The organism is Pantoea sp. PGP6 (assembly GCF_053474785.1).
Genome location: NZ_JBQBMA010000001.1, coordinates 2,439,207 through 2,462,480 on the forward strand (window position 1 = coordinate 2,439,207; position 23,274 = coordinate 2,462,480).

Genomic DNA, 23,274 nt, shown 5'->3' on the forward strand with positions numbered 1-23,274 from the left:
GAGCAGAAAAGCCTGGCACACAATAAGCGGTTCGGAAAGCGCACCGCAGAATTTCTCTGACTGAAAAGCGCGGGGCTAATGGAGTTTACGCGCCAGAATGCGAATCGCTTTCCGACAGGATAAGCGCGTATTACGGTCAGGTGAACGGACGCGCAAACTGTGCAGCGCAGTGATGATCTCATGAACACTCAGCACTTCATCGGGCCTGATCAGGCGTGAGACCACTTTTCCTATCAGGGCGCGAATTTCATCATTAATCGTCAGGTCGTCGTCTGTCACTGCTCGCTCCCGGGCATCTGGCGGGCGGCGATTGTCCCGCCGCGGGTTATGATCGTTGCCATCGCGTTTCTCTTGTTCGCTGTGGGTTCCCTCTGTCCGTTTACCGATAAATTTAGGAAGCGCTCGCCTCCTAATTAGCTAAATTTTAACCCAGCACTTTTAATGCCAGGGCAAGGGTCTGTTGTTCGTCTGCCACATCGCTGACCTTGCCCGCCACCCGCATCCCATAGGCAATGCAGAGGATCAGTCCGGCAGCCGACTCAACATCCAGCGTGGCGGAGACAGAGCCATCCTGCTGTCCCTGCTCCAGCAGCGAAACCAGAAAGCACTGATTACGCACCACCACCTGATTGATGCGGAGCGCCAGCGCCTCATCCAGCGTCTGCAATTCAATCGCGCTGGCGACCACCAGACAGCCGCGTCGCCCTTCAACGGCACGCGCGGAATCGAGATAAAACTGCAGCAGTTCCGCTATTTTTGCCCGTCCGCTGGTACAGGGCAGCAGCCGGCGGCGCAGCTCGGCATTACGCAGCAGCAGATAACGTTCAAACACCTGCAGAAACAGGGAGCGTTTATCTTTAAACGCCTTGTAGATGCTGCCAGCAGAGAGGTTCATCGCCTCGCCCAGCTCGCTCAGTGATGCCGCGTGATACCCTTTTTGCCGAAAAACAATCATGGCGTGGTCCAGAGCCTGTTCAATATCAAACTCTCTGGGGCGGCCCCGCTCTTTGTTTTTATGCGCTGTGGCTATCGTGATCATCATTACCGGCCAGGGGGAAAGGTGCTCCCGTAAAAATCAACAGGGGATTGTATCCCAGCCGCTGATAATAAGTATACCGCGCTGATACTTTATCTTCAGGCATGGGGTCGGCTGCGTGACAATTTAATCGCCTTAATGGTTAACGATGTTACTCAATTTATGCTTTTTTGTGCGAACCTATTTTCCCGGTATCAGAACAATCCCGTCGCTTATTTATCCAGCAATAATGCTGCCTCAGCGTGACGTTCGGCCTTTTGCTGGCGGCGTTTCTCGCTATTTATTTTGATCAGCCACAGCGCAAACTGTTTAATAAGCAAGCTGGCATGGCTTTCATTATCCGCAAAGCAGATAAATAGCTGAGATTTTATATTATTGCTCTCATCGACTGCATAAATTTCATATTCCTCTTCGCGACGGTTTTTTACTATCGCGGTGAAATGTATGGCTGGCCACTGATTAATTCTGTTTTCAAATTGTCTAAAATTCATCACATTTACCTAAATATTTTATCAATACACCCGACCAGCTAACAACTGGTCGGGCCAGGTAAAGGATAACGGCCCGATAATTTCACTGCGTGATAAAAAAAGCTTTTATCCGGAAATCATTATGCTACGGCGGCAGTAAAAACAGCGGGCGCTTATTTCACTCTCGCGACCGGTAAATCGGTCAGACGGGTAGTGTAAGCGGGCGACAGCATCTCGCGTTTCATCGCCCACTCTTTATGGATGCCCTGCCCGGCAAACCACAGCTTTCCCCGGCCTTTCTGGTTGATGCGGTCAACCAGCTGCATCAGCACCTCGCTGTCAGCGCGCGGTGGCATCTCATCGAACAGATTAAGCTGGGCTACGCCCTGACTGAAAAAATCGCCCAGCAGGACACCGGCTTTCATATAGCGGTGGCCCTCTATCCAGATATTATCCAGGCACGCCATGGCGACGCGGATAATGTCACGCGTGTCATGGGTTGGGGTCAGCAGCTGACCGGTAGACTGATTGCCATAGAAAGTTTCGTTGACCGCATGTGGACTGGTACGCACAAATACCCCGACCTGACGGCAATATTGTTTCTCCCGCCGCAGTTTTTCTGCCGCCCGTTCGGCGTAGGCGCAGATGGCCTGCCGCATCTGATTGTAATCGGAGATACGGCTGCCAAACGATCGCGAACAGATGATCTGCTGCTTCACCGGAGTGAACTCTTCCATTTCCAGACAAGGCTCGCCGCGCAGCTCCCTGACCGTACGCTCCAGCACCACATTAAAATGCTTGCGAATGGTCGGAGTACTCTGGGCAGCCAGATCCTGCGCGGTCTCGATCCCCATCGCATTCAGCCGTTTCGCGATGCGGCGACCTACGCCCCACACCTCGGCGACATCAATCAACGCCAGCAGCTTTTTCTGCCGCTCAGGATCGGACAGATCGACGATGCCGCCGGTTTTGCTCCACTTCTTGGCGGCAAAATTAGCCAGCTTCGCCAGGGTTTTGGTCTGGGCAATGCCGACGCCGACGGTCAGATGCGTCTCTTTCAGCACCCGTTGGCGGACCTGGCGGGCAAAGGTTTCCAGCGCCGTACAGTTCTGCACGCCGGTCAGATTCAGAAACGCTTCGTCGATCGAGTAGATCTCAACCGAAGGTGCCATCTCTTCCAGGATGGTCATTACGCGTTGGCTCATATCGGCGTAGAGCGCATAGTTCGAGCTGAAGACCTGCACCCCATGACGCGTCAGTTCTTCACGCATTTTAAAATAGGGTGCGCCCATTTTGATGCCCACCCTTTTCGCCTCAGCGCTGCGCGCAATGACACAGCCGTCGTTATTCGACAGCACCACCACCGGCTTGCCGCGCAGATCGGGCCGGAACACCGTTTCACATGAGGCATAAAAACTGTTCACGTCGACCAGCGCGAACATGATTAATGGGTCGATTTAATAACGAAGGTCACCACACCGAACACTTCAAGCGCATCTTCCGTTTTAATGGCGATCGGCTTGAACTGGGTATTCATCGGCATCAGTTGCAGGCAGGGATGGAGCTGGAGGCGTTTAACCGTGAATTCACCGTCAACGGCGGCGACCACAATATCGCCATGGGCAGCGGTCAGCGAACTGTCGACCACCAGCATGTCACCGTCGTTAATACCCGCGTCTGTCATCGATTCACCGCTCACCCGGACAAAATAGGTGGCGCTGGGTCGCTGAACCATCAGCGCGTTTAAATCAATTCTTTGTTCGACATAATCCTGCGCCGGTGAGGGAAATCCGCAGGGTACCCGCTCGATGTACAACGGCAACGGCATAACGGCGCGCAGGTCCGCAGGTTTGATGAACTCCATAATAACACTCCTTTTCCAGATAACTGTATATAAACACAGTAATATCGAATTACCCTTTTAATCAAGCGCAACGGAAAAGGTTTAAGCGAAGGGGTTGATGACAATGCACTTTTTTTTGTGGCGTTTTTTTGCGCTGGCGTAATATTCAGCAGAAAGCGATCGCTATCACCGCACAAGCTGAGCGGCGCGACTTGTTGATCGGGAATGGCGGTATAATCGCCCGGCTAATGCATTATTCTGACTTAAGGAAAATCTGACAAAGTTTGTCTGCTGCCTGCGTTGTTTGAATATCCGGCGTGGCATGGTTATTCTGCGGTGTTTAATCATGGAGGTGTTATGTCAGACGATGCGCGAATCAAACATCTTGAAGATGAAGTCCGTCAGCTAAAAGTAGAGACCACGGTATTAAAAGAGATCCTCGGCCAGCAAATTGCGCTGAATAATCTCAACTACAAAGGTAAGTTTGATGATGTGCTGGCGGCGCTGGCGAAAGAATATGCCGGACGCGGTCTGGATGAGGGCGATAACCGGGCGATCCATGACACATTACGGCAGTACATTAAATATGAGCCGCCGTCAGTAGAATAAGCGTTACCCGGCAGCCAGAGCGTTGCCGGGCTTCAGCGGCGACCCGGTGCTGAGGCCCGGTCTGCTATCCACACCTCGCCGCCTCAGGCCGCAGGTTTACACTTCGCTATCGCTTTCCAGCGCATCCTGAATCGCATCCGCCAGATTAGCAATTTCATTGGCCACCGCCTGCAGATCCCACGCCGTTTTTGAACCGGTCGCCGAGGTTGACGCGCTGACTGACTCTTTAGCTACCGCCAGCGCCGCTGCCACCGCCACCGTGCGCTTGTGCTGTTCCTGCGTGATGCCGGCAGGCGGAAGCGCGAAATAGTCGTTAATCATGATCATCTCCTTCTGATAAGTAAGCGCTAAACCTTAGCCTTCTGAGGCGCAGGTGTGAAGTGAATTGTGCTGGCTTCACGGCCAGGTGAATAAGATTGCCACCGTTGTACCGCCCGCCCCTGTCCCGTCAGCGCGGTTTTACTGTCTGAACCTGTACAGGTTTTTGCGGAAAATCACCCAGACGTACAGCCTTGAGCGGAAATATTTTTTTCAGCCAATTTGATAAAGAAAAAGCGAAAAGCGCAGCGAAAAGAAAATAACCACTTGTATTTAAATATATTTAATAAAAATTAACCTTTAATTATTTTAAACATGCATGCAAAATACACCACCGACCAGTAAAATTTTATCGAATTTCGTTGTACAAGTTTGTCGTTATTGTATAACTTTGCGCCGTGATGTTAAGTCACTTGTAACGAAAGGTGCATTGCACCGCATCTGAAGGTGTCGTGGATTTCCACCTTCAGATGCTCTTTTTTTGCGTCGTCCGCTGACCGGACCTGAAATGGCGCATTTACCCCCCTTTTTGATGAGGCCTGATATGCAAACGACAATCAATACAGAGTCTCAGATTTCTGAATACTTCATGAACTCTGGCACTCCGGTTACCAGCGAGAAAGAAGTTATTGCAGCCGTCCATGCTGAACTCGCGCATTACAAAACCCACGTTTCCGATAAAGACATTGTGCTGGGCCTGATTCATCGTCTGGAGAGTGAGCGTGACGTGGCTAAACAGGATATTTATCGTCAGGCACTGGAACACGTTCTGCAGAATGCGTCGTCGACCAGTAACAGCTGACATCCTGTGTCTGTTGTGAGGGATCACTGATTAGCACGGATGCTTTTGCTTCCCAGAATTTGCCCCGCCTGCGGGGCTTTTTTACGCCTTTTTTTCCGGTGGTCAGCGTCATCATTCTACTGTAATCAGCCCTCATCGGCGGACCAACCGTTTATCCATTTTTCGCGGTTTTTTGCCGCTTATCCCCTCTTACTCATCCACTAATTGCTCTCGTTACGCTTTCTTTTTTCGCTATCCCTGTCCAGGCTTTTTCCTGCATCGAGTGCAAACACTGACGAGGAAAAAAATCATGTTTCATCATTCATCAAAACTCCAGTTCCCGGTTCGCGTCGAGAAACCAGATCCAGAATTCGCCATGCTGTTACAGCAAGCCATCGGTGGCGTAGAGGGTGAAATTCGTGTGGCGATGCAATACTTTTTCCAGGCGATGGGCGCGCGTGGCGATGCCCGGATTCGGGATCTGCTGATCTCCACCGCAACCGAAGAACTCGGCCATATCGAAATGCTGGGCTATGCAGTGGCACTCAACCTTGAGGGCGCACCGCTCTCCTACCAGGAAGCCTCAGCCAAAGATCCGGTGGTTAACGCCATTCTGGGCGGCATGAACCCGCGTCATATCCTTTCATCGGGTCTGTCAGCGATGCCGGTGAACGCCAACGGTATGCCGTTCGACATGAGCCATATCTATGCTTCCGGCAACGTGGCGGCCGATATGCTGGCTAACGTCACGGCTGAAGCCACCGGCCGCGTGCTGGCGACCCGCCTGTACAATATGACGGAAGATAAAGGGATGAAGGACTTCCTGTCGTTCCTGATCGCTCGTGACACCATGCACCAGCAGCAGTGGCTGGCGGTGATTGAAGAGATGGGCGGCCTGAATGCTTCGCTGCCTATTCCAAACAGCTTCCCGCAGGAAAATGAAGCGCAGGAACACTCTTACTACTGCCTGAACACCTCGCTGGATAAACCGCTGCCGGAAGGCCGCTGGAGCAATGGCCCGGCCTACGACGGTCACGGCCAGTTCAGTGCAAAACAGCAGCCGGAGATCCTCGGTGATGAGCCGCTGCTCGGTAACGCCCGTCCAGGCTCAGGCGCACAGCAGGAGCAGATTGACGGTGTCGCGTCACCGAAACCTTAATTGACGCCAGCGTGTCAGTCAGGACCACAGCCGTTCCGGCGGTCCTGACTGACTGTTTTACGCTAACGGATTTTTATGGAGGAATATTCATGTCATCGACTCAACGCCCCCAACCCCCTTTTGCCGAACAGCAACAGAACTGGCCCGGTACGACCTCGGCCATGCAGCCGCAGCCCGATCATGGTGAACAAAGTTATCAGGGCTCAGGCCGGCTGGCAGGCAAAAAAGCCATTATTACCGGCGGCGATTCCGGCATCGGTCGGGCGGTCGCTATCGCGTTTGCCCGCGAAGGGGCTGATGTCCTGATCTCTTATCTTGATGAACATGAAGATGCGCAGGATACCGCCCGGCTGGTCGAAGCCGCAGGCCAGAAAGCGATTCTGGTGCCAGGCGACATTACCGAGGCAGCACACTGTTCCGCCATCGTTGAGAAAGCGGTAGAAGCGTTTGGTGAGATCAACATTCTGGTGAACAACGCGGCTTATCAGATGACGCGTGAATCGCTGGATGAGATCAGCGATGACGAGTTTGACCGGACGATGAAAACCAATCTTTACGCCCTGTTCCGCATCACCAAAGCGGCAGTGCCGCATATGCCAGCGGGTGGATCGATCATTAATACCGCGTCGATCAACGCCGACCAGCCAAAGCCGAAGCTGCTGCCCTACTCGGCGACTAAAGCGGCTATCGTCAACTTTTCCGGCAGCCTCGCCGCCATGCTGGCGGAAAAAGGCATCCGCGCCAATGCAGTAGCACCGGGCCCAATCTGGACACCGCTGATCCCGTCGACCATGCCGGTTGAGCAGGTGAAAAACTTTGGCAGCGAAGTGCCGTTGCAGCGCGCCGGTCAGCCAGCTGAACTGGCCCCGACCTATGTGATGCTGGCCAGCGATGAGGCCAGCTATATTTCGGGCGCTACGGTCGCCGTCACCGGCGGCGTGGCGATTATTTGAGGTCGCTTCCCCTTGCTGCCCGACCAGCAAGGGGAAAGCTGTTGGCCGTTATGCTATCCGCTGTTGCTGTTTCGCCCACTGGTAGAGCTGTTCCCGCGCCAGATTCTTCATTTTCACTTCGCACATGATGTCGAAATCCTGAAACGACAATGCCCAGTCATTGAGCGTGTCGTTGAAGTAGTAATCGGAGTGCGCCCGCAGTTTGCTTTTCGACACGCCCAGCTGTTGCTGATCCGGCCAGCCCTGCGGCGGAATAATCCCCTCCTGTGAAATCGAATAATGCAGTACCGGCCGGACGCCGCGCCACGACGCGATTATCGCGGCAATCCGCGCATCGTCAGGCTGGATAAACTGATTCTCTTTTACCCAATGATGGTGAATATCCAGCACCACCGGACAGAGCGCGGCGGCCTGCAGTACGTCATCCAGCGAACAGGATATTTCGTCATTCTCTACCGTCAGCATCCGACGCGCTTCCTCGCTCAGCTGACCAAACGAACGTTTAAAACCGTCGAATCCCGCCTTACCGTTCATATGAATATTGATCTTAAAATCCTGGAAGCGTTTGCCGTAGCCCATCAGGCAGGCGCAGAGCGTGTGATACTCGACATCCTCCAGCGCGCGGCTCACCACATCCGGATTATCTGACGCCAGCACCGTATATTGCCCCGGATGAAAGGAGAGTCGGATCTGGTGCGCGCGTGCCAGTTCACCGCAGCGGGCGAACAGTGGATGAAGCTCGGGTAAAAACGCGGCAAACAGCGACGTGGCCTCCGGAACGGTATAAAGCGGCAGCAGATCGCTGCCAATACGCATCATTCTTAACGGCTCCGGTAAGGTCGCCAGCTGCTCCAGCGTCAGGTAGAGCTGGTTAAGGTTGGTAACGGATATCTCATAAATCAGTTGATTACGTTGATCGTGCGGTAAACTCAGAAACCGTTTACGCGTGGTGGCGCGGAACGGGAAAAACTGTTTGCCATCGTGGTTGAGATACTTACATGCAAAGCCTAATTTCATGTCTGCTCCTGATTTATGCTTATCAGAAGTGTAACAGGCCTCAGTCACTCAGCCAGTGGGCAGAGATTGACCAACCCGGTAACAAGGAGATTCGCTATGCAGGGTGCTGATATCCAGCGCATCGCTATTGAGGCGGCCGAGCGGCTGCCTGCCGCCGAGTCCAGCTATCCGTTTGGACCGGCACATCAGGTCTATAAAGTGTGCGGTAAGGTGTTTCTACTGCTGACCGTGCTGCGGGGGGTGCCGATCATCACCCTGAAATGCCAGCCGCAGCAGGCGGAACTGCATCGCGCCATCTATCCCTCTATTACCGCCGGTTACCATATGAATAAGCAGCACTGGATCACCGTCTACCCGGGCGACGCACTGTCAGAAGGGTTGATCCAGCAGCTGGTCGACGATTCGTATCAACAGGTGGTGAAGGGAATACCGGCCTCGCGCCGGCCGGTATGGGTTGGCTGAAATCCCGCCAATTTATGCAGATAATCAACAGATTAGCGAGGCGACAGCCGCCTCGATTTTGCCGTTTTGCTGGCATAATCCAGCCGGCAAACTAAACTTAATGCTGTGACTAGCTAGTCCTACTTATCTAAGGAACCTGATACGAGGCCTATCTATGACACAACAGAAATACCGGGGTGGCGCAGGCAACTTTGCCAATGACCCGGACCGTGCCAGTGAAGCTGGAAGTGCCGGTGGCAAAGCCAGCGGAGGCAATTTCAAGAACGATCCTGAAAGAGCCAGGGAAGCTGGCCGCAAGGGCGGTAAAGTCAGTCGGCGCACCTCTAAGTAGATCTGAGTGAAGCGCTTTAGGATTTTGTACGCCACGGATTGGCGATTTACCTGCATAAGCTGGCCGCGTTTGTCGCCTGAAAACCCGCCGTTACGGGCGGGTGTGTCAAAAGCCGAAGCAAATCCTTAATGATGCAGCATCTCATCCACCACCTGCGCATTCATCATCTGCCAGGGATAGTAGGTCGGCCAGTTATCCATCTCCGCCAGTAAAGCTTGCTGCGAACGATTACCCATAAAAATATGGAAGTGGGCTGATTTGCGCGGTGCGATGGTGTGATCGCTGAACTGCACATATTTCGGCGCATCGCTGTTCGCCTCCTGGCATTCGAACAGGTAGCGCACCCCTTTCTTGCCCGAGGTATAGGTCAGGATCCGGTGGCCGGCATAATGGTAGCGGCAGGCGCTGACCCGATCGCCAATATGAAATTCCATCACGCCGTTTTCGATGCCGATAGTGTCGACGTTGGTCGCGTAGCCTTTACGGTAATAAGCTTTAACCTGCTGCGCCGTTTTGCTGCCATCCTGCTGCGCTTTTTTCTGCCATACCGGGTCCAGCTCGCCACTTTCTAATAGCGGATAGACCGACTGCCACAGGCCATCCCAGTCCGACAGCGGGCGATCTTTAACATCCGCATCGGCAAAGTCCCCTTCCGCCGCTTTCTGTTCCATGGCTGACAACGGTTTGCCGTGCGCATGATCGCCATGCGCCGCCACCTGATTGCTGATCAACAGCGCGCCCAGCGCCATCGCCCACTTACCTGTATGATTTGCCAACGTCGCGATCCTCAATAGAAGTTACAAAATGAAATGTTATGATATAACATTTCTAACTTCAATCAGGAAATGCACGCCGGCTGCAATTAAACCGACGCGTAGGCCGGATCGTCGTTACAGAACAGCGCCAGCTTATTGCCTGCCGGATCGCGCAGGTAAGCCACGTAAAAATTCGGGTTATAGCGTTCACGAATGCCTGGCGCGCCCTCATCTGTGCCCCCTGCCCGCAGGCCCGCCGCGTAAAGCTCGTCAACCCTTTGCCGCGTCGGCGCGCGGAATCCGGCCATGTTGCCGTTACCCGGCTGCGCGTCTGCGCCATCCCACGGCTTCGCAATGTAGACGGCACCGGGTCCGTTTTGCCGATCGGGCACCTCCGGCAGCGAAAAAATCAGCTGTTCGCCATCGGGCTCAATCAGATACCCGAGCGGCAGCAGAACTGCCCGATAAAAGTGACCGGACAGCGCCACATCATTCGCACCAATAAACAGATAGCTGAGCATACAGACCTCCGAATAGTTGCAGTTGGCCGGCAATAAGCGAAACGACAGGCTGCCGCACCGGGTGAAGGTTCTATTTTAGCCCGCCAAAAAGAAACCCGGCGAGGTCAGTTAAAGTCGCGGTTTAACCCCAGCTTTGGTCAGGTTGTTCTATATTTAGTGTCGTCGAAAGTAAAATAACCGCTGGAGCATGGATTAATGTCGAAAGAAACAGAGAAGAAAGAACTGAGCCACCGCGCCCCCACCACCGGGCCGGAGTCGTCAGAACCCGGACTCGGTTCGCTGGCACCTCAGGATGGATCACATCAGCCGCCAGCCGAACCGACGCCTCCCGGCAAACAACCGACCGCGCCAGGTAGCCTGAAAGCCCCGCAGACCCATAACGCTAAACTCGACCAGCTCAATGCCAGCCGTAAAAACGGCACCAACAGCCCGCTTACCACCAACCAGGGAACCCGTATTGCGAACGATCAGAATTCGCTGCGTGCCGGTTCGCGTGGGCCAACCCTGCTGGAAGACTTTATTATGCGTGAGAAGATCACGCATTTTGACCATGAACGTATCCCGGAGCGCATCGTGCATGCGCGCGGCTCAGCGGCGCACGGCTATTTTCAGCCCTACCGCTCGTTAAAAGATCTGACTAAAGCGCAGTTCCTCAGCGATCCGAATCAGGTGACGCCGGTTTTCGTGCGTTTCTCCACGGTACAGGGCGGCGCCGGTTCCGCTGATACGGTGCGTGATATTCGCGGTTTCGCCACCAAGTTTTATACCGAAGAGGGCGTCTTCGACCTGGTCGGCAACAACACCCCGGTGTTCTTTATTCAGGATGCGCATAAATTCCCTGACTTCGTGCACGCGGTGAAGCCTGAACCCCACAACGAAATCCCGCAGGGCCAGAGCGCCCACGATACCTTCTGGGATTACGTCTCTCTCCAGCCGGAAACCATGCACAACGTCATCTGGGCGATGTCCGATCGCGGCATTCCGCGCAGCTATCGCACCATGGAAGGGTTTGGTATTCACACCTTCCGCCTGATTAATGCTGCAGGCAAAGCGACCTTTGTCCGCTTCCACTGGAAGCCGGTGGCAGGCAAAGCCTCGCTGCTGTGGGATGAGTCGCAGAAACTGACCGGCCGCGATCCCGATTTCCATCGTCGCGACCTGTGGGAAGCGATTGAAGCGGGTGACTTCCCGGAATATGAACTGGGCCTGCAGCTGATCCCGGAAGAGGATGAATTCAAATTCGATTTCGATATTCTGGATGCCACCAAACTGATCCCGGAAGAGCTGGTACCGGTTGAAATCGTGGGTAAGATGGTGCTTAACCGCAACCCGGATAACTTCTTCGCAGAAACCGAGCAAGTAGCATTCCACCCAGGCCACATCGTGCCGGGCCTCGATTTTTCCAACGATCCGCTGCTGCAGGGCCGTCTGTTCTCCTATACCGATACCCAGATCAGCCGCCTCGGTGGTCCGAACTTCCATGAGATCCCGATCAACCGTCCAACCTGTCCGTACCATAACTTCCAGCGTCAGGGGATGCACCGTCAGGATATCGACACTAACCCGGCCAACTACGAGCCGAACTCGATCAACGATAACTGGCCACGTGAAACCCCGCCAGCCGCTGAAGGTGGCGGTTTTGAAAGCTACCAGGAGCGCGTTGAGGGCCACAAAGTGCGCGAGCGCAGCCCATCATTCGGTGAGTATTATGCTCAGCCGCGCCTGTTCTGGATGAGCCAGACGCCGGTCGAACAGCAGCATATTATCGGCGCTTACTCGTTCGAGCTGAGTAAAGTGGCGCGGGCCTATATTCGTGAGCGGGTGGTCGATCATCTGGCGCGGATTGACCTCGGTCTGGCGAAAGGCGTGGCGGATAATCTCGGTATCGCCCTGACCGCCGATCAGCTGAATATCCAGCCGCCAAAAGCGGTTAACGGCCTGACCAAAGATGACAGCCTGAGTCTCTACGCCATCCCGGATGGCGAGATCAAGGGCCGTCAGGTAGCGTTACTGGTCAGCGATGGCGTGAAGGCGGCAGATGTGCTGTCAATTCTGCAGGAACTGAAAGCGGTCGGTGTTCACACCAAACTGCTGGCCGCACACATGGGCCAGGTACGCGCCGATGATGGTTCGGTGCTGCCGATTGATGCCACCTTCGCCGGTCTGCCGTCACTGACCTTTGACGCCGTTATCGTGCCGGATGGCAACATCGACGCCCTGCTGCTGAGCGGTGATGCGCGTTACTTCCTGCTGGAAGCCTACAAGCATCTGAAAGTTATTGGTCTGTCAGGCGATGCACGTCGCTTCAAGGCGCAGTTCAGTCTGGGCGAAACCGAACAGGAAGAAGGCATTGTTGAGGGTGACAAAGCAGAAAACGCCCTGATGGCGGACTTCATCCAGGCGATGAAAGCACACCGCGTCTGGTCACGCAGCCAGAAAGCGCTGTCAGTACCGGCCTGACGATCGCGACGTGCTATTGCGCGTCAGATCTGCAATAAAAAACCGCCTCCCGGGGCGGTTTTTTACTGCTCGATCCGGTCGGCAAGCGGCGCTGCTGCCAGATATGCGCCGATCATTTTGTCTTTTTGACCCGGTTTTCACGGAACAGTAAGGTGACGACACCGAATATCCCGCCGGTCAGAAAACCGTATTCGAGATCGGCGGCATCCTTACGGATATCCTGCAGCCTGATCAGCGCCCTTTCCGCATCTGGCGCAATAATTTCCTCAAACTGTTTCTGATAGCCGTCAGCCTTAAGCCGTTCGACTGCCGCGCTGTCCTTCCGGTCGGCAGCCACCAGCTGACGGCCTTTCCTGAAAAAGAAAAATTCGGGCATGCTGAGTTCCTTTGCAGTCACGATTTGAAGCTTCAACATAACCGCAATCGGACGCTGCGCCCAGCGGAAACTCAGGCCAGGGCAGCCAGGCAAAGCGACATTGATCAGACGCCGGCTTATCCGCGCTGGCCGTCGCCTGCTTGTATTCTGTTATCGGTGGCAACGGGTCGTCCTGGTAAATGCACTAAAGCGCAATAGCGAGAAAAACAGGCGGTTGCGCCAGCGAGATGGATTCAGGCTCACGGACAACGAATGTGCCTCGCGGACGGCTGCCTCGCACGGGAGCCGGGTCGAATGCGGGTCGGGTTTGTGGAGTGGCTCTTTACCTCTTCCGTGTCATGAGTCAGCAACGGCAGATGAGGCTGGATGACAAACGTTAAAGGATGGACCAACCGTACCGATACTGTTTCAATAACTGATTAGAACGCGTGAAAACAGCCAGGAAGGGTCGATGGCACGAAGAAGAGAGCTCAAAGGAATTAGCCATTCTCTGAATAGTAGTTTTGTCAGTCGAAACAACGATTACAATGGTTTCTGGGCTATAGGCCGGTTAAAACGCTTTGCTATTAACCAGGGACTTAAATCCGTGACGTTTACCTTTCCCATGCCTGCAAGCGGTGCAAATTTTGATCTGATAAATGATATCGGGCAGCGTTATACGGTAATGCTGGCAGATCTTATACTGAAACAGCAACTGCCTGACTCATGGGTTAAAAATGCCGCTATTGTCATCGATTTTTATACAAATGATAACGCTGCTCAGTCAGCTGAGTGTCATACATCAGGTGATCCTTTTAAGTGCGTTTGTCAGATAACTGATGATAGGGGGGGTGATTATTCTTCCATCATTTATGGCCGGTGTCTGCCTCACTCCCCGGCGCGAGAATTACGATCAAGCCGTTATCTCGGCTGATAATTTCTAAAAAGCTTAAACTACAATCTGAGCTGGCCCCCAAAGTGAAAATCCAGCCGAAACAGGAAGCTGCGTCAGACGCTAAAGTTGAGCGAGAATGTCAGAAAAGCGGCAGCATTACTCACTGATAAATAAGGGAATATAAGTGTGAGCAACAGTACTTATTTCAAAGATAATTTCAGGAAATGGTTTACTGCCGCAGTGGTATACATTCTGTTAGGTGGTTGGTGCTGGTATATGTTGTGGGCATCAAGCATTTCCCACAATACAGTGTTAAAAAAATCGGTTCCTGAATGGAAAACCTATATTTTATCTGGCCTGTTTATGGGCGTCATTATTCTGGCGCTGGCTTGCTGCCGGGGCACTTTTAATAAAAACGTAAAATCTCTGTTTAATGCATTCAGTGGCGGTTTTATTCTGGGCTTTGTGTTGTCCTTAAATTGTTATGATGTCTATGTTTATCTCTTCCCGGACAAAGTTATTGGCTATGAATCGGAATATGAAGTTGTCTTTCCAGGCCCGTCAAGAGGCAAGCACGGGCATTGTGAAGCGGGTATCTGGCTAAAGGACCCGAACACCAGCAGATGGAAGCAGCTTTGTATCAATAAAGAGTATCTGCACAGCCACCGTAAGCAAGGAATGACAGGCGTATGGGTAACCGCTCGTGTGAATAATATTGGCTCTTACATCGTGAAATATGAATTTATCTACCGGTAAATTAAGCTGGCTGTAGTGATTCGCTGTAGTGATTCACCAATGTTATTCGCCAACGTATCGGCCGCTATCTTCTGTTCTGCCGACTGTAAAAATGAGTGATAGTCATTAACGTCCGCCCTTCACTGTTAGAAACATTCACCACCGCTGCACCGCAATCAAACACCTTCCCGGTTGAGCTCAAATGCAGCGAGCTCAACCGGGTTATCACGCGATGGCGGTCAGCTTTTGCCTGGCTGACGGCCAGCCACTCAGAAGGCCTGCCAGTTCTGGTTATCCGCCTGCGGGCTGACCGCAGCAGGACGCAGCTGACTCACGACCGGCTGGGCCGGAGCTGCGGAAAACGCCGCCTGCAGGCTGCCGGTTTTAAATACCGCCACCGTTTTACGCAGATAGCTGGCCTGCTCTTCCAGCGAAGCCGCCGCGCTGGCCGACTCTTCAACCAGGGCGGCGTTCTGCTGCGTCACGCCATCCATTTCAGAAACCGCGATGCAAACCTGCTCAATGCCACGCGTCTGCTCAACTGATGATGAGGCGATCTCTTCGATCAACTGGGTTACCCGACTGACCGACGTTACGATACTTTCCATCGCCTTACCGGCTTCAGAGGCATGGCCGGCCCCGGTTCTGATCCGTTCGGCGGAGCGATCGATCAGGCCGCGGATTTCCTGAGCGGCACTGGCGCTGCGGCCTGCCAGCGAACGTACCTCGCCCGCGACCACCGCAAATCCACGTCCCTGCTCACCGGCACGCGCGGCTTCTACCGCAGCGTTGAGCGCCAGAATATTGGTCTGGAAGGCAATGCTGTCGATAATCGCAATAATGCCGGCGATTTGCCCGGAGCTTTCACTGATCTGCTCCATGTTGGCGATGACCCGGGCCACCGTCTCGCCGCCCTGGGTGGCGGTGGTTGACGCCTGTTTCGATACGGCCGTTGCCTGCTGCGCATTGTCGGCATTGAGCTTAACGGTTGAGGTCAGCTGCTCCATGCTGGCCGCCGTTTGTTCCAGCGCCGCTGCCTGCTGTTCGGTGCGTGATGAAAGATCGGTGCTGCCGGCTGAAATTTCGGCAGCGCCGGTAAAGATAGAGCGGGTGGCGTCATCAACCGAAGTAATGGTGACCACCAGCGCATCGCGCATCTGCTGCAGTTCGGTAATCAGCAGCCCCATCTCATTACGGCCTTCATGCTGAATGTCTGAGGTCAGATCGCCGGCAGAAATCGCGCGGATATAGCCGGTCAGTCGGCTAAGCGGGCCGATAAGCCGTTTTTGTAACCCGACCCAGACTGCGAAAATGATCACCACGGTCACCAGGCCAAGCACCAGCAAGGTCCAGAGCGCATCGGTCAGGCTGCGCTGGTTCTGCTCAGAGGTGTTTTTCATTAGCTGAATGTTGACCGCGCGCCAGGCCTCATAAGCGCTGTCGAGCCGATCCTGCGCCGCCTGCGCTTCCAGATTGCCGTAGCCCTGATAGTTGCGCTGTTTCAGGAAAGTCACCGAGGCCAGCATGGTGTCGTGCATTTGCTGATAGGCAGCCTGCACCTCACCGGCCTGAGCTTCATCCTGCCCCGCTTTACGCGGCAACGCCTGCCAGGCGCGGAATTCAACATCGGCGGCGGCGGCTGACTGCTCAGCCTTATCCAGCAGCGACGCCATCGCAGCCAGTGAGGCCGGATCCTGCTGATTTTTAAGGAAGCGGATCGCCACCCGATTGATAGTGACGCGGGTTTTAATCAGGGTTTTCACCGCATCGCTCAGGTGCTGTTGCTGCAGGGTTAACTGCTCCGCCGCAACGAAGTTCTGGTCTGCTTTGGAGACGGCGTTATACAACAGAAAGCCGGTCAGACTCAGCAGTGCGGTAAAGATAAAAAGTACGGCGAGAATACTGTGGGTTATTTTGAGGTTTTTAAGCATGTCAGCAAACTCATGTCAGAGGAGATAGTGCTGTTATCGGCCAGCCTGGACTTTATCTGAGTGCCGGCAGGCGATGGGCTCGCGATAAGATAAATAACCGGGCAAATGGGCCTGGTTTTAGTCGCCTCTGCCGTCGGTCGGGGTTGACGCAGCCGAAGCGGCGGCAAAACCGGGCCTCAGCCGCGCTAAACGCATTCGTCGCTCAACAACCCGCGCCGCAGTGTGGTTGAATTCGCCCCTTATCTAGCTCAGCACGTGGTTAACATGCATTACATTCATAGTTTAATGGATTTTATTGAGGGAAATGCGGTGCTGTCGGCCAGCTTCAGCGTGATCCTGTTGATCATGGCCGGGATGGTGGCTCACTTAATCTGTAAGTTTTTCGTGGTCAAAGTGATCAGAAAGGTCTTTTTCAGCAGCCATAAACAGGGCGTTCCGCTGGATAAAGATGTCCGCCTGTCTCAGAAGCTGTCGAATTTTGTGCCGGTGATTGTGGTCTACAATTTCCTGCAGTTTATGCCGGGCCTGCCTGATAATCTGAAAGTGGCGATTCAGACCATCTGCGGCATTCTGTTTTTTGTCTATCTATCGATCTTCTTCAATGAAGTGCTGGAGATTGTTAACAACTCCTATTCGCGCAAATCGAAGCGTAAGAATCACTCGATCAAGGGCTATATCCAGATTGGCAAAATTCTGGTGCATATTATCGCCGCGATCATGATTCTGGCGATTATGTCCAATAAGTCACCGGCGATTATTATCTCCTCGCTGGGTGCGGTTGCCGCGGTACTGATGCTGATCTTTCAGCACACGCTGCTGTCGCTGGTGGCGAATATTCAGCTCTCTTCCAACGATGTGCTGCAACTGGGCGACTGGATTGAGATGCCGGATAGAAATATCAGCGGCGAGGTGATCGATATTGCGCTGCATACCATCACCATCCGCAACTGGGATAACACCATCTCGCGCATTCCGACCAAGAATTTCCTCACCGAGACCTACACCAACTGGCAGGCGATGTTCTCTTCAGGCGCACGGCGGATCATGCGCAGCTTTTATCTTGATCAGAAGTCGATCACCTTTGTGAATCAGGAGATGCTGCAGGCGATGAGTCAGATCCGCATCGCCAGCGAATCGATTACGGAACTGCTGGATGGACGTGATATCAGCGCGGTCGGCGACCGCTGGTTTATGGAGAACGGTATCACCAACCTGATGGTGTTCCGTAAATTCCTGACCGCCTGGCTGACGCAGCGCGAGGACATTAAGAAAGAGATGTATATCGTGGTGCGTCCGCTGAAGCCGTCGCCGGATGGCTTGCCGGTGGAGATCTACTGCTTCACCTCCTCTATTTTCTGGGCCGATTATGAGAATACCCAGTCAGCCATTTTTGAATACATTTACGCGATGGCCCGCTATTTTGATCTGCAGATTTATCAGCATCCGGCGGGTTCGGATTTCGCCCGACTGGCCCAGCCACGTGCTGCGAGCGCTGATGCGCAGCAGAACGGCCCGCAGTAAGCCGATCGCCGCCGCACGCCCCCTGCTATGGCGCGGCGGCGTCAGCTTTTGCTCAGGGCAAAGTTCAGCACCCTGTCATTCTTCATCTGCACCGTCAGCGTCTGCCCTTCGGTGGTGTTAAGGGTGCGCGCCTCACTGTAGGTCCACTTCAGCAGACGCTGTCCATCCGGATACGGCGTCTCGCTGTGGGGCTGACCAAACAGCGAAATCAGCTGTGCCTGCGTAGTCTGGCCGGGATGGATATGCTGCAACCGCGCGGTATCCAGATTATGTCCAACGCGATTAGAGCAGCCGGATAACAGCATCATCAGCGCCACAAGCAGGGCTTTCTTACTCACGTAACATCCTTTTGAAAAAAATAATTTCGCGCTGCTGGATTGCCCGGCACGCCTGCGTTGGCAGGTCATCCAGCTTATACGCAATCGACCGTCGTCGGCAGGATTTTCTGCCGCCGTTCCGCCCGGACTGACCGCGGCGAGGATGCGAATCCGCGCCACTAAGTCAAATTCCCGCCTCTCTATGGTCCGCTGCCCCGCGATTGCGACATCTTAGTCTATGATTATTCTTCGTATGCCGCGTGGAAACGGTCTCATCACCGGCTTTTCGCCGCATCACACTGTTTACCAGTCCAGGATCCTGGCTGAAGAGACGCGCCAACCCATTTGGCATCCTGGTCTCGCTGACATGTTTATGTTTTTGAAGCTCGCATCATCGGCATCATTTCCGCGCGATGGCGATCATTGCGCATTTCCAGCTTAAACGAGGCAACTGAATGGAATCCAAATCATTTTTTAAAAGCTGGGGCGCCGAACGGGTGTCCAGCGATGAGGTCCGTTTCCGTCTCTGGGCAACGGGCCAGCAACGCGTCACCCTGCGGTTATCCGGCAAAGATATCGAGATGACCCGCCAGCCTGACGGCTGGTTCGAAACCCAGCTGAGCGGCGTCGCCCCCGGCGCCGAATACGATTTTGTGCTGGCGGACGGCACCGCAGTGCCCGATCCCGCCTCCCGCGGCCAGAAAGGTGAAGTCAACGGTCCATCACTGGTGATCGATCCTGAGGCTTACGTCTGGCAAAACACCGACTGGCAAGGCCGCCCGTGGCAGGAATCGGTGGTGTATGAACTGCACATCGGCACCTTTACCCCACAGGGCACCTTTCAGGCCGCGATTGAAAAGCTGCCGTGGCTGGCGGAAAACGGTATCACCATGATTGAAGTGTTACCGGTTTCGCAGTTTGGTGGCAATCGCGGCTGGGGCTACGACGGCGTACTGTTGTATGCACCGCATTCCGCCTACGGCACGCCCGATGATTTCAAAGCGTTTGTCGACGCGGCGCACGGTCATGGCCTGTCGGTAGTGCTGGATATCGTGCTGAACCACTTTGGCCCGGAAGGTAACTATTTGCCGCTGCTGTCGCCGGACTTCTTCCATAAAGAACGGCAGACGCCGTGGGGCGCGGGTATCGCTTATGACGTTGACGCGGTGCGCCGTTACATCACCGAAGCGCCGCTCTACTGGCTGCAGGAGTTTAATCTCGATGGCCTGCGCTTTGATGCCATTGATCAGATTGAAGACCCGGCCGATAAACATGTGCTGATTGAGATTGCGGAGCGCATCCGGGCTGAAATTACCGATCGACCTATTCATCTGACCACCGAAGATTGCCGTAACGTCACCTTCCTGCATCCGCGCGATGAAAAAGGTCAGGCAACGCTGTTTACCGGCGAATGGAATGATGACTTCCACAACGCGGTCCACGTGCTGGCGACCGGCGAAAACCATGCCTATTACCAGGACTTCGCCGATCGGCCGGAACAACGGGTTGCCCGGGCGCTGGCGGAAGGCTTCGTTTATCAGGGTGAGGTGTCGCAGCAGTCTGGCGAGCCGCGCGGTGTTGACAGCCGCGGTCAGCCGCCGGTGGCCTTTGTCGATTTCATCCAGAACCATGACCAGGTGGGTAACCGGGCCCAGGGCGAAAGGCTGGTGAGCCTGGCGGGCGTGGAACGTACTCAGCTGTTGCTGGCTACCTTACTGCTGTCGCCGCACATCCCGCTGCTGTTTATGGGCGAAGAGTATGGCGAAACCCAGCCGTTCCTGTTCTTCACCGATTTCCATGGCGACCTGGCCAAAGCGGTGCGTGAAGGCCGCGCCCGAGAGTTTGAAGGCCATGCCGGTCACGAAGGTGAAAGCGTGCCGGACCCGAACGATCCGCAGACCTTTGAACGTTCGAAGCTGAACTGGGATAAGCCGCAAACGCCGGAAGGCCAGCAGTGGCTGGCGCTGACGCGCAGACTGCTACAGCTGCGCCAGCAACACATTGTGCCGCTGCTGCACACCGCCGGCGGCCACTGTGGTCGGGTGGTGAATACCGCGCCCGGTTTCCTGGCAGTGCGCTGGGACTTCCCGCAGGGCACGCTGTCACTGGCGCTGAACGTCGGCGACCAGCCGCAACCGATCGCCGATCTGCCGGGCGAGACCCTGTTTGCCTGGCCGCAGCAGACCCCCGAACTGGCACCGGAGGCGATCGTGGTTCGTCTGGATAAAGGAGCCGCACAATGAACATCCCAACCGCCACCTACCGTATTCAGTTCCGCAACGGCATGACCTTTGATCGTGCTGCGGCGCTGGTGCCTTACCTGAAGCAACTCGGTATCAGCCACCTTTACGCTTCGCCGATCTTCAGTGCTACTGCGGAATCGACCCACGGTTATGACGTCACCGACGTTAACCAGATCGAACCGTCGATTGGTGGTCGTGCAGGTTTTGACCGCATGGCTGCGGCGCTGAAAGCGGCCGGACTCGGGCTGATCCTCGATATCGTCCCCAACCATATGGCGGCCTCGCTGGAGAATCCGTGGTGGCGCGACGTCATCGAGAACGGTGAGCAGAGCCGTTATGCCCACTACTTTGACATTGACTGGTCACGTCGCCTGACGCTGCCGTTCCTTGGCGACAGCTTTGAGACAGTGCTGGCCAACGGCGAGATCAGCGTGCAGCGCGATCCGCAAAGCGGCAAACCGGCGCTGGCCTACTTCGATAACTATTACCCGCTGGCGCCGCACACCTGGCAGGGCCGTGAGGAAGAGGTGCTCGGCCTGCGCGAGCCGGACCAGATTGCCGCGCTGCATGATCAGCAGCCGTGGCGCCTGATGTCGTGGCGTGATGCACCCAACGACCTCTCTTACCGCCGCTTCTTTGAAGTGACCGGGCTGGTGGGCGTGCGGGTCGAAGATAAAGCGGTGTTCGATGCTGCACACCAGCTGATCCTCGAACTGGTGCACAGCGGTGCAGTGCAGGGATTGCGCGTCGACCACGTCGATGGTCTGGCCGATCCGCGTGGCTATCTTGAGCAGTTACGCCAGGCCGCAGGCCCTGATTGCTACCTCACGGTCGAGAAGATCCTCGGTGAGAACGAGCAGTTACCGGATGCGTGGCCGGTCTCCGGCACCACCGGTTACGAATTTATGGCCGCGCTGTCGAACGTGCTGGTGGACGGTAATCACCTTGGTGCGCTGCGTAAGGCTTATCAGGCGGTGATTGGCAAAACGGTCGACATGAAGGCCGAACTGCGCGCCGCCAAACTCCTGATGGCCAATCGCAACTTCGCGGGCGAGTTTAACCGCCTGCTGCAACTGGCTCTCGGTATCGCCAGCCACGATGGCGCGCCACAGCCGGAAACCAAACTGAAAAATGCGCTGCGCGAGCTGCTGGTGGCGTTTCCGGTCTACCGCACCTACGGCACGCCGCAGGGCCTGACGCCGGCCGATACCGCCCTGCTGCAACAGGTGGTGAGCCAGGTAAAAGCCAGCACCAGTGCACCGGATGAGCAGGCACTTGACCTGCTGGTCCGGATTCTGCGCGGCGATGTCGCAGCCGCTGCCGCTGAAGATGCCAGCCAGTTCCGCACCCGCTTTCAGCAGCTGACCGGGCCACTGATGGCGAAATCCGTTGAAGACACGCTGTTTTTCCGTCAGCACATGGCGCTGGCGTTAAACGAAGTCGGTGCCGAGCCGCTGGCGCGCCACTTTTCGCCGGATCAGTTCCACGCCGAAATGCAGGCACGACGTGAGCATCAGCCAGATGCGCTGTCGGGTACCTCAACCCACGATACCAAGCGCGGCGAAGACGCCCGCGCCCGCTTGTATACCCTGACCGAAGCGCCAGACCGCTGGGCAGAATGTGTCGCCCGCTGGCGGGAGATGAACCACGGGCAGGTGATCGCGCTGAAAGATGGTCCGGCACCGGAACCGGCGGTGGAGTGGATGCTGTATGAAGCGCTGGCCGGTGTCTGGCCGCCGTCCCTGCAGCCAGAGGACGCCGACGGTCTGGCGGCACTGGAAGCGCGCTTTGTGGTTTACGTCGAGAAAGCGCTGCGCGAAGCCAAATTACGCACCGACTGGGCAGACAATAACGATGCCTACGAACAGGCGGTACTCGACTATGCCCGTCATCTGCTGGCACCGGCCAATATCACCTTCCTGCGCGATTTCTGCTCCGCCCTGCACCCGTTTGTGCGTGCCGGACTGGTTAACAGCCTGACCCAGACGGTGGTGAAACTCACCGCGCCAGGCGTGCCGGACATTTACCAGGGCAGTGAAGCGCTGGACTTCAGCCTGGTCGATCCGGATAACCGGCGCGAGCCTGACTTTGCTGTACTGGCCGCAATGCTGGACCAGCCGCAGCATGACGAGGGCGACGGCCACTGGCTGCGCGGTCAGGTGAATCAGCAGGCCATTGCCCGCCTGCTGGCGGTGCGTCAGCAACATCCGTCGCTGTTCCGCCACGGTGACTATCTGCCGCTGCCGGTGCACGGTGAGCATCAGGATCTGCTGCTGGCATTTGCCCGTTGCGAACCGGATCAGGCATTGATTGTGGTGGTTCCGCGGCTGGTGTTGAGCAACCTGCCGGCGACGCTCGATCAGCCACCGGCAGACCGCTGGGCCGCTACCGCGATCGCCCTGCCGCCTTCACTCAGCCAGCGCCGCTACCGTGATGTACTGAGCGGGAAAGAGATTGCGCCTGGCGAACAGCTGCAACTGGATAGCATCGCATCAGGCTGGTGTGCAGTGCTGCTGGCACAGTGATCGTCCGCTTTCAGGACGTTTTTTTTAACGCGTCAAT

Annotated in this window: 24 protein-coding genes; 12 read left to right on the top strand and 12 right to left on the bottom strand. The window is 55.4% G+C overall.

Annotated features, from left to right (window positions below; translation table 11 throughout):
- Positions 1–75: 75 nt before the first annotated feature.
- From ACLIBF_RS11855 to umuD, 5 genes are all read right to left on the bottom strand, one after another.
- A complete protein-coding gene (locus ACLIBF_RS11855) occupies positions 76–279 on the bottom strand; it encodes a hypothetical protein (protein WP_031377366.1) in 204 nt (67 codons plus the stop codon).
- Between the two features lie 145 nt (positions 280–424).
- Positions 425–1,039 carry a TetR/AcrR family transcriptional regulator gene (locus ACLIBF_RS11860; RefSeq protein WP_069728385.1) on the bottom strand — a complete coding sequence of 205 codons (615 nt, stop codon included), beginning with the start codon at positions 1,037–1,039 and terminating at the stop codon, positions 425–427.
- A 209-nt stretch (positions 1,040–1,248) separates the two neighbouring features.
- Complete coding sequence (locus tag ACLIBF_RS11865) at positions 1,249–1,527, bottom strand: hypothetical protein (protein ID WP_279810270.1); 279 nt, start codon at positions 1,525–1,527, stop codon at positions 1,249–1,251.
- A gap of 152 nt (positions 1,528–1,679) precedes the next feature.
- On the bottom strand, positions 1,680–2,948 hold the full coding sequence (gene umuC / locus ACLIBF_RS11870; protein WP_031377369.1) for a translesion error-prone DNA polymerase V subunit UmuC: 1,269 nt from the start codon (positions 2,946–2,948) through the stop codon (positions 1,680–1,682).
- 2 nt (positions 2,949–2,950) lie between these two features.
- Positions 2,951–3,370, bottom strand: a complete 420-nt coding sequence (umuD, locus tag ACLIBF_RS11875; RefSeq protein ID WP_069728246.1) for a translesion error-prone DNA polymerase V autoproteolytic subunit — start codon at positions 3,368–3,370, stop codon at positions 2,951–2,953.
- A 336-nt stretch (positions 3,371–3,706) separates the two neighbouring features.
- Between umuD and ACLIBF_RS11880 the strand changes: the two genes are divergently transcribed.
- A complete protein-coding gene (locus tag ACLIBF_RS11880) occupies positions 3,707–3,958 on the top strand; it encodes a hypothetical protein (protein ID WP_031377371.1) in 252 nt (83 codons plus the stop codon).
- Positions 3,959–4,054: 96 nt separating this feature from the next.
- Here the strand turns inward: ACLIBF_RS11880 and ACLIBF_RS11885 are convergent, their stop codons facing one another.
- Complete coding sequence (locus ACLIBF_RS11885; protein ID WP_031377372.1) at positions 4,055–4,279, bottom strand: hypothetical protein; 225 nt, start codon at positions 4,277–4,279, stop codon at positions 4,055–4,057.
- 541 nt (positions 4,280–4,820) lie between these two features.
- Between ACLIBF_RS11885 and ACLIBF_RS11890 the strand changes: the two genes are divergently transcribed.
- The 3 genes from ACLIBF_RS11890 to ACLIBF_RS11900 all read left to right on the top strand — a co-directional run bounded on the left by ACLIBF_RS11890 (position 4,821) and on the right by ACLIBF_RS11900 (position 7,169).
- Positions 4,821–5,078, top strand: coding sequence for a biofilm development regulator YmgB/AriR family protein (locus ACLIBF_RS11890; RefSeq protein ID WP_031377373.1), 258 nt, complete (start codon positions 4,821–4,823; stop codon positions 5,076–5,078).
- A gap of 289 nt (positions 5,079–5,367) precedes the next feature.
- Positions 5,368–6,216: a manganese catalase family protein gene (locus ACLIBF_RS11895; RefSeq protein ID WP_069728245.1), complete on the top strand. Its 849-nt coding sequence runs from the start codon at positions 5,368–5,370 to the stop codon at positions 6,214–6,216.
- A gap of 89 nt (positions 6,217–6,305) precedes the next feature.
- A complete protein-coding gene (locus ACLIBF_RS11900; protein ID WP_031377375.1) occupies positions 6,306–7,169 on the top strand; it encodes a glucose 1-dehydrogenase in 864 nt (287 codons plus the stop codon).
- A gap of 48 nt (positions 7,170–7,217) precedes the next feature.
- Here the strand turns inward: ACLIBF_RS11900 and ACLIBF_RS11905 are convergent, their stop codons facing one another.
- Positions 7,218–8,186: a UV damage endonuclease UvsE gene (locus ACLIBF_RS11905; RefSeq protein WP_279810269.1), complete on the bottom strand. Its 969-nt coding sequence runs from the start codon at positions 8,184–8,186 to the stop codon at positions 7,218–7,220.
- A 96-nt stretch (positions 8,187–8,282) separates the two neighbouring features.
- Between ACLIBF_RS11905 and ACLIBF_RS11910 the strand changes: the two genes are divergently transcribed.
- Together ACLIBF_RS11910 and ACLIBF_RS11915 are read left to right on the top strand one after the other, a co-directional pair.
- Entirely contained in the window at positions 8,283–8,648 is a 366-nt protein-coding gene (locus ACLIBF_RS11910) for an MmcQ/YjbR family DNA-binding protein (RefSeq protein WP_031377377.1), read from the top strand.
- 154 nt (positions 8,649–8,802) lie between these two features.
- On the top strand, positions 8,803–8,979 hold the full coding sequence (locus tag ACLIBF_RS11915; RefSeq protein WP_031377378.1) for a con-10 family general stress protein: 177 nt from the start codon (positions 8,803–8,805) through the stop codon (positions 8,977–8,979).
- 125 nt (positions 8,980–9,104) lie between these two features.
- Here the strand turns inward: ACLIBF_RS11915 and zinT are convergent, their stop codons facing one another.
- Positions 9,105–9,755 (bottom strand): metal-binding protein ZinT, encoded by a 651-nt coding sequence (gene zinT, locus ACLIBF_RS11920; RefSeq protein WP_084227783.1) that lies wholly within the window; start codon positions 9,753–9,755, stop codon positions 9,105–9,107.
- Positions 9,756–9,841: 86 nt separating this feature from the next.
- Entirely contained in the window at positions 9,842–10,255 is a 414-nt protein-coding gene (locus ACLIBF_RS11925) for a VOC family protein (RefSeq protein WP_279810268.1), read from the bottom strand.
- A 195-nt stretch (positions 10,256–10,450) separates the two neighbouring features.
- Between ACLIBF_RS11925 and katE the strand changes: the two genes are divergently transcribed.
- The gene (katE, locus tag ACLIBF_RS11930; protein WP_031377381.1) at positions 10,451–12,715 is read left to right on the top strand and encodes a catalase HPII; all 2,265 of its coding nucleotides are present in this window, start codon (positions 10,451–10,453) and stop codon (positions 12,713–12,715) included.
- 112 nt (positions 12,716–12,827) lie between these two features.
- Here the strand turns inward: katE and ACLIBF_RS11935 are convergent, their stop codons facing one another.
- Positions 12,828–13,091 (bottom strand): hypothetical protein, encoded by a 264-nt coding sequence (locus tag ACLIBF_RS11935; protein WP_069728242.1) that lies wholly within the window; start codon positions 13,089–13,091, stop codon positions 12,828–12,830.
- 451 nt (positions 13,092–13,542) lie between these two features.
- Between ACLIBF_RS11935 and ACLIBF_RS11940 the strand changes: the two genes are divergently transcribed.
- Both ACLIBF_RS11940 and ACLIBF_RS11945 read left to right on the top strand, forming a co-directional pair.
- Positions 13,543–14,004, top strand: a complete 462-nt coding sequence (locus ACLIBF_RS11940) for a hypothetical protein (protein ID WP_448309865.1) — start codon at positions 13,543–13,545, stop codon at positions 14,002–14,004.
- Positions 14,005–14,151: 147 nt separating this feature from the next.
- The gene (locus tag ACLIBF_RS11945) at positions 14,152–14,721 is read left to right on the top strand and encodes a hypothetical protein (protein WP_279810266.1); all 570 of its coding nucleotides are present in this window, start codon (positions 14,152–14,154) and stop codon (positions 14,719–14,721) included.
- Between the two features lie 248 nt (positions 14,722–14,969).
- Here the strand turns inward: ACLIBF_RS11945 and ACLIBF_RS11950 are convergent, their stop codons facing one another.
- Positions 14,970–16,631, bottom strand: coding sequence for a methyl-accepting chemotaxis protein (locus tag ACLIBF_RS11950; RefSeq protein ID WP_031377385.1), 1,662 nt, complete (start codon positions 16,629–16,631; stop codon positions 14,970–14,972).
- A 264-nt stretch (positions 16,632–16,895) separates the two neighbouring features.
- Between ACLIBF_RS11950 and ACLIBF_RS11955 the strand changes: the two genes are divergently transcribed.
- Positions 16,896–18,152 carry a mechanosensitive ion channel family protein gene (locus tag ACLIBF_RS11955; RefSeq protein WP_031377386.1) on the top strand — a complete coding sequence of 419 codons (1,257 nt, stop codon included), beginning with the start codon at positions 16,896–16,898 and terminating at the stop codon, positions 18,150–18,152.
- Positions 18,153–18,193: 41 nt separating this feature from the next.
- Here ACLIBF_RS11955 and ACLIBF_RS11960 read toward each other — a convergent pair whose 3' ends face one another.
- Positions 18,194–18,490 carry a hypothetical protein gene (locus ACLIBF_RS11960; RefSeq protein WP_279809994.1) on the bottom strand — a complete coding sequence of 99 codons (297 nt, stop codon included), beginning with the start codon at positions 18,488–18,490 and terminating at the stop codon, positions 18,194–18,196.
- A 434-nt stretch (positions 18,491–18,924) separates the two neighbouring features.
- Between ACLIBF_RS11960 and treZ the strand changes: the two genes are divergently transcribed.
- Entirely contained in the window at positions 18,925–20,712 is a 1,788-nt protein-coding gene (treZ, locus tag ACLIBF_RS11965; protein ID WP_089561258.1) for a malto-oligosyltrehalose trehalohydrolase, read from the top strand.
- Positions 20,709–23,237: a malto-oligosyltrehalose synthase gene (treY, locus tag ACLIBF_RS11970; protein WP_448309868.1), complete on the top strand. Its 2,529-nt coding sequence runs from the start codon at positions 20,709–20,711 to the stop codon at positions 23,235–23,237. Before treZ ends, treY begins: the two co-directional genes overlap by 4 nt.
- The last annotated feature ends 37 nt before the right edge of the window (positions 23,238–23,274 follow it).

Coding starts and splice junctions, on each gene's coding strand:
- ACLIBF_RS11910 (WP_031377377.1), top strand. CDS start 8,283: ATGCAGGGTGCTGATATCCAGCGCATCGCTATTGAGGCGGCCGAGCGG.
- katE (WP_031377381.1), top strand. CDS start 10,451: ATGTCGAAAGAAACAGAGAAGAAAGAACTGAGCCACCGCGCCCCCACC.
- ACLIBF_RS11950 (WP_031377385.1), bottom strand. CDS start 16,631: ATGCTTAAAAACCTCAAAATAACCCACAGTATTCTCGCCGTACTTTTT.
- ACLIBF_RS11860 (WP_069728385.1), bottom strand. CDS start 1,039: ATGATCACGATAGCCACAGCGCATAAAAACAAAGAGCGGGGCCGCCCC.
- treZ (WP_089561258.1), top strand. CDS start 18,925: ATGGAATCCAAATCATTTTTTAAAAGCTGGGGCGCCGAACGGGTGTCC.
- ACLIBF_RS11925 (WP_279810268.1), bottom strand. CDS start 10,255: ATGCTCAGCTATCTGTTTATTGGTGCGAATGATGTGGCGCTGTCCGGT.
- ACLIBF_RS11955 (WP_031377386.1), top strand. CDS start 16,896: ATGCATTACATTCATAGTTTAATGGATTTTATTGAGGGAAATGCGGTG.
- ACLIBF_RS11940 (WP_448309865.1), top strand. CDS start 13,543: ATGGCACGAAGAAGAGAGCTCAAAGGAATTAGCCATTCTCTGAATAGT.
- umuC (WP_031377369.1), bottom strand. CDS start 2,948: ATGTTCGCGCTGGTCGACGTGAACAGTTTTTATGCCTCATGTGAAACG.
- ACLIBF_RS11885 (WP_031377372.1), bottom strand. CDS start 4,279: ATGATTAACGACTATTTCGCGCTTCCGCCTGCCGGCATCACGCAGGAA.
- ACLIBF_RS11895 (WP_069728245.1), top strand. CDS start 5,368: ATGTTTCATCATTCATCAAAACTCCAGTTCCCGGTTCGCGTCGAGAAA.
- ACLIBF_RS11915 (WP_031377378.1), top strand. CDS start 8,803: ATGACACAACAGAAATACCGGGGTGGCGCAGGCAACTTTGCCAATGAC.
- umuD (WP_069728246.1), bottom strand. CDS start 3,370: ATGGAGTTCATCAAACCTGCGGACCTGCGCGCCGTTATGCCGTTGCCG.
- ACLIBF_RS11905 (WP_279810269.1), bottom strand. CDS start 8,186: ATGAAATTAGGCTTTGCATGTAAGTATCTCAACCACGATGGCAAACAG.
- ACLIBF_RS11890 (WP_031377373.1), top strand. CDS start 4,821: ATGCAAACGACAATCAATACAGAGTCTCAGATTTCTGAATACTTCATG.
- treY (WP_448309868.1), top strand. CDS start 20,709: ATGAACATCCCAACCGCCACCTACCGTATTCAGTTCCGCAACGGCATG.
- ACLIBF_RS11865 (WP_279810270.1), bottom strand. CDS start 1,527: ATGAATTTTAGACAATTTGAAAACAGAATTAATCAGTGGCCAGCCATA.
- ACLIBF_RS11935 (WP_069728242.1), bottom strand. CDS start 13,091: ATGCCCGAATTTTTCTTTTTCAGGAAAGGCCGTCAGCTGGTGGCTGCC.
- ACLIBF_RS11900 (WP_031377375.1), top strand. CDS start 6,306: ATGTCATCGACTCAACGCCCCCAACCCCCTTTTGCCGAACAGCAACAG.
- ACLIBF_RS11880 (WP_031377371.1), top strand. CDS start 3,707: ATGTCAGACGATGCGCGAATCAAACATCTTGAAGATGAAGTCCGTCAG.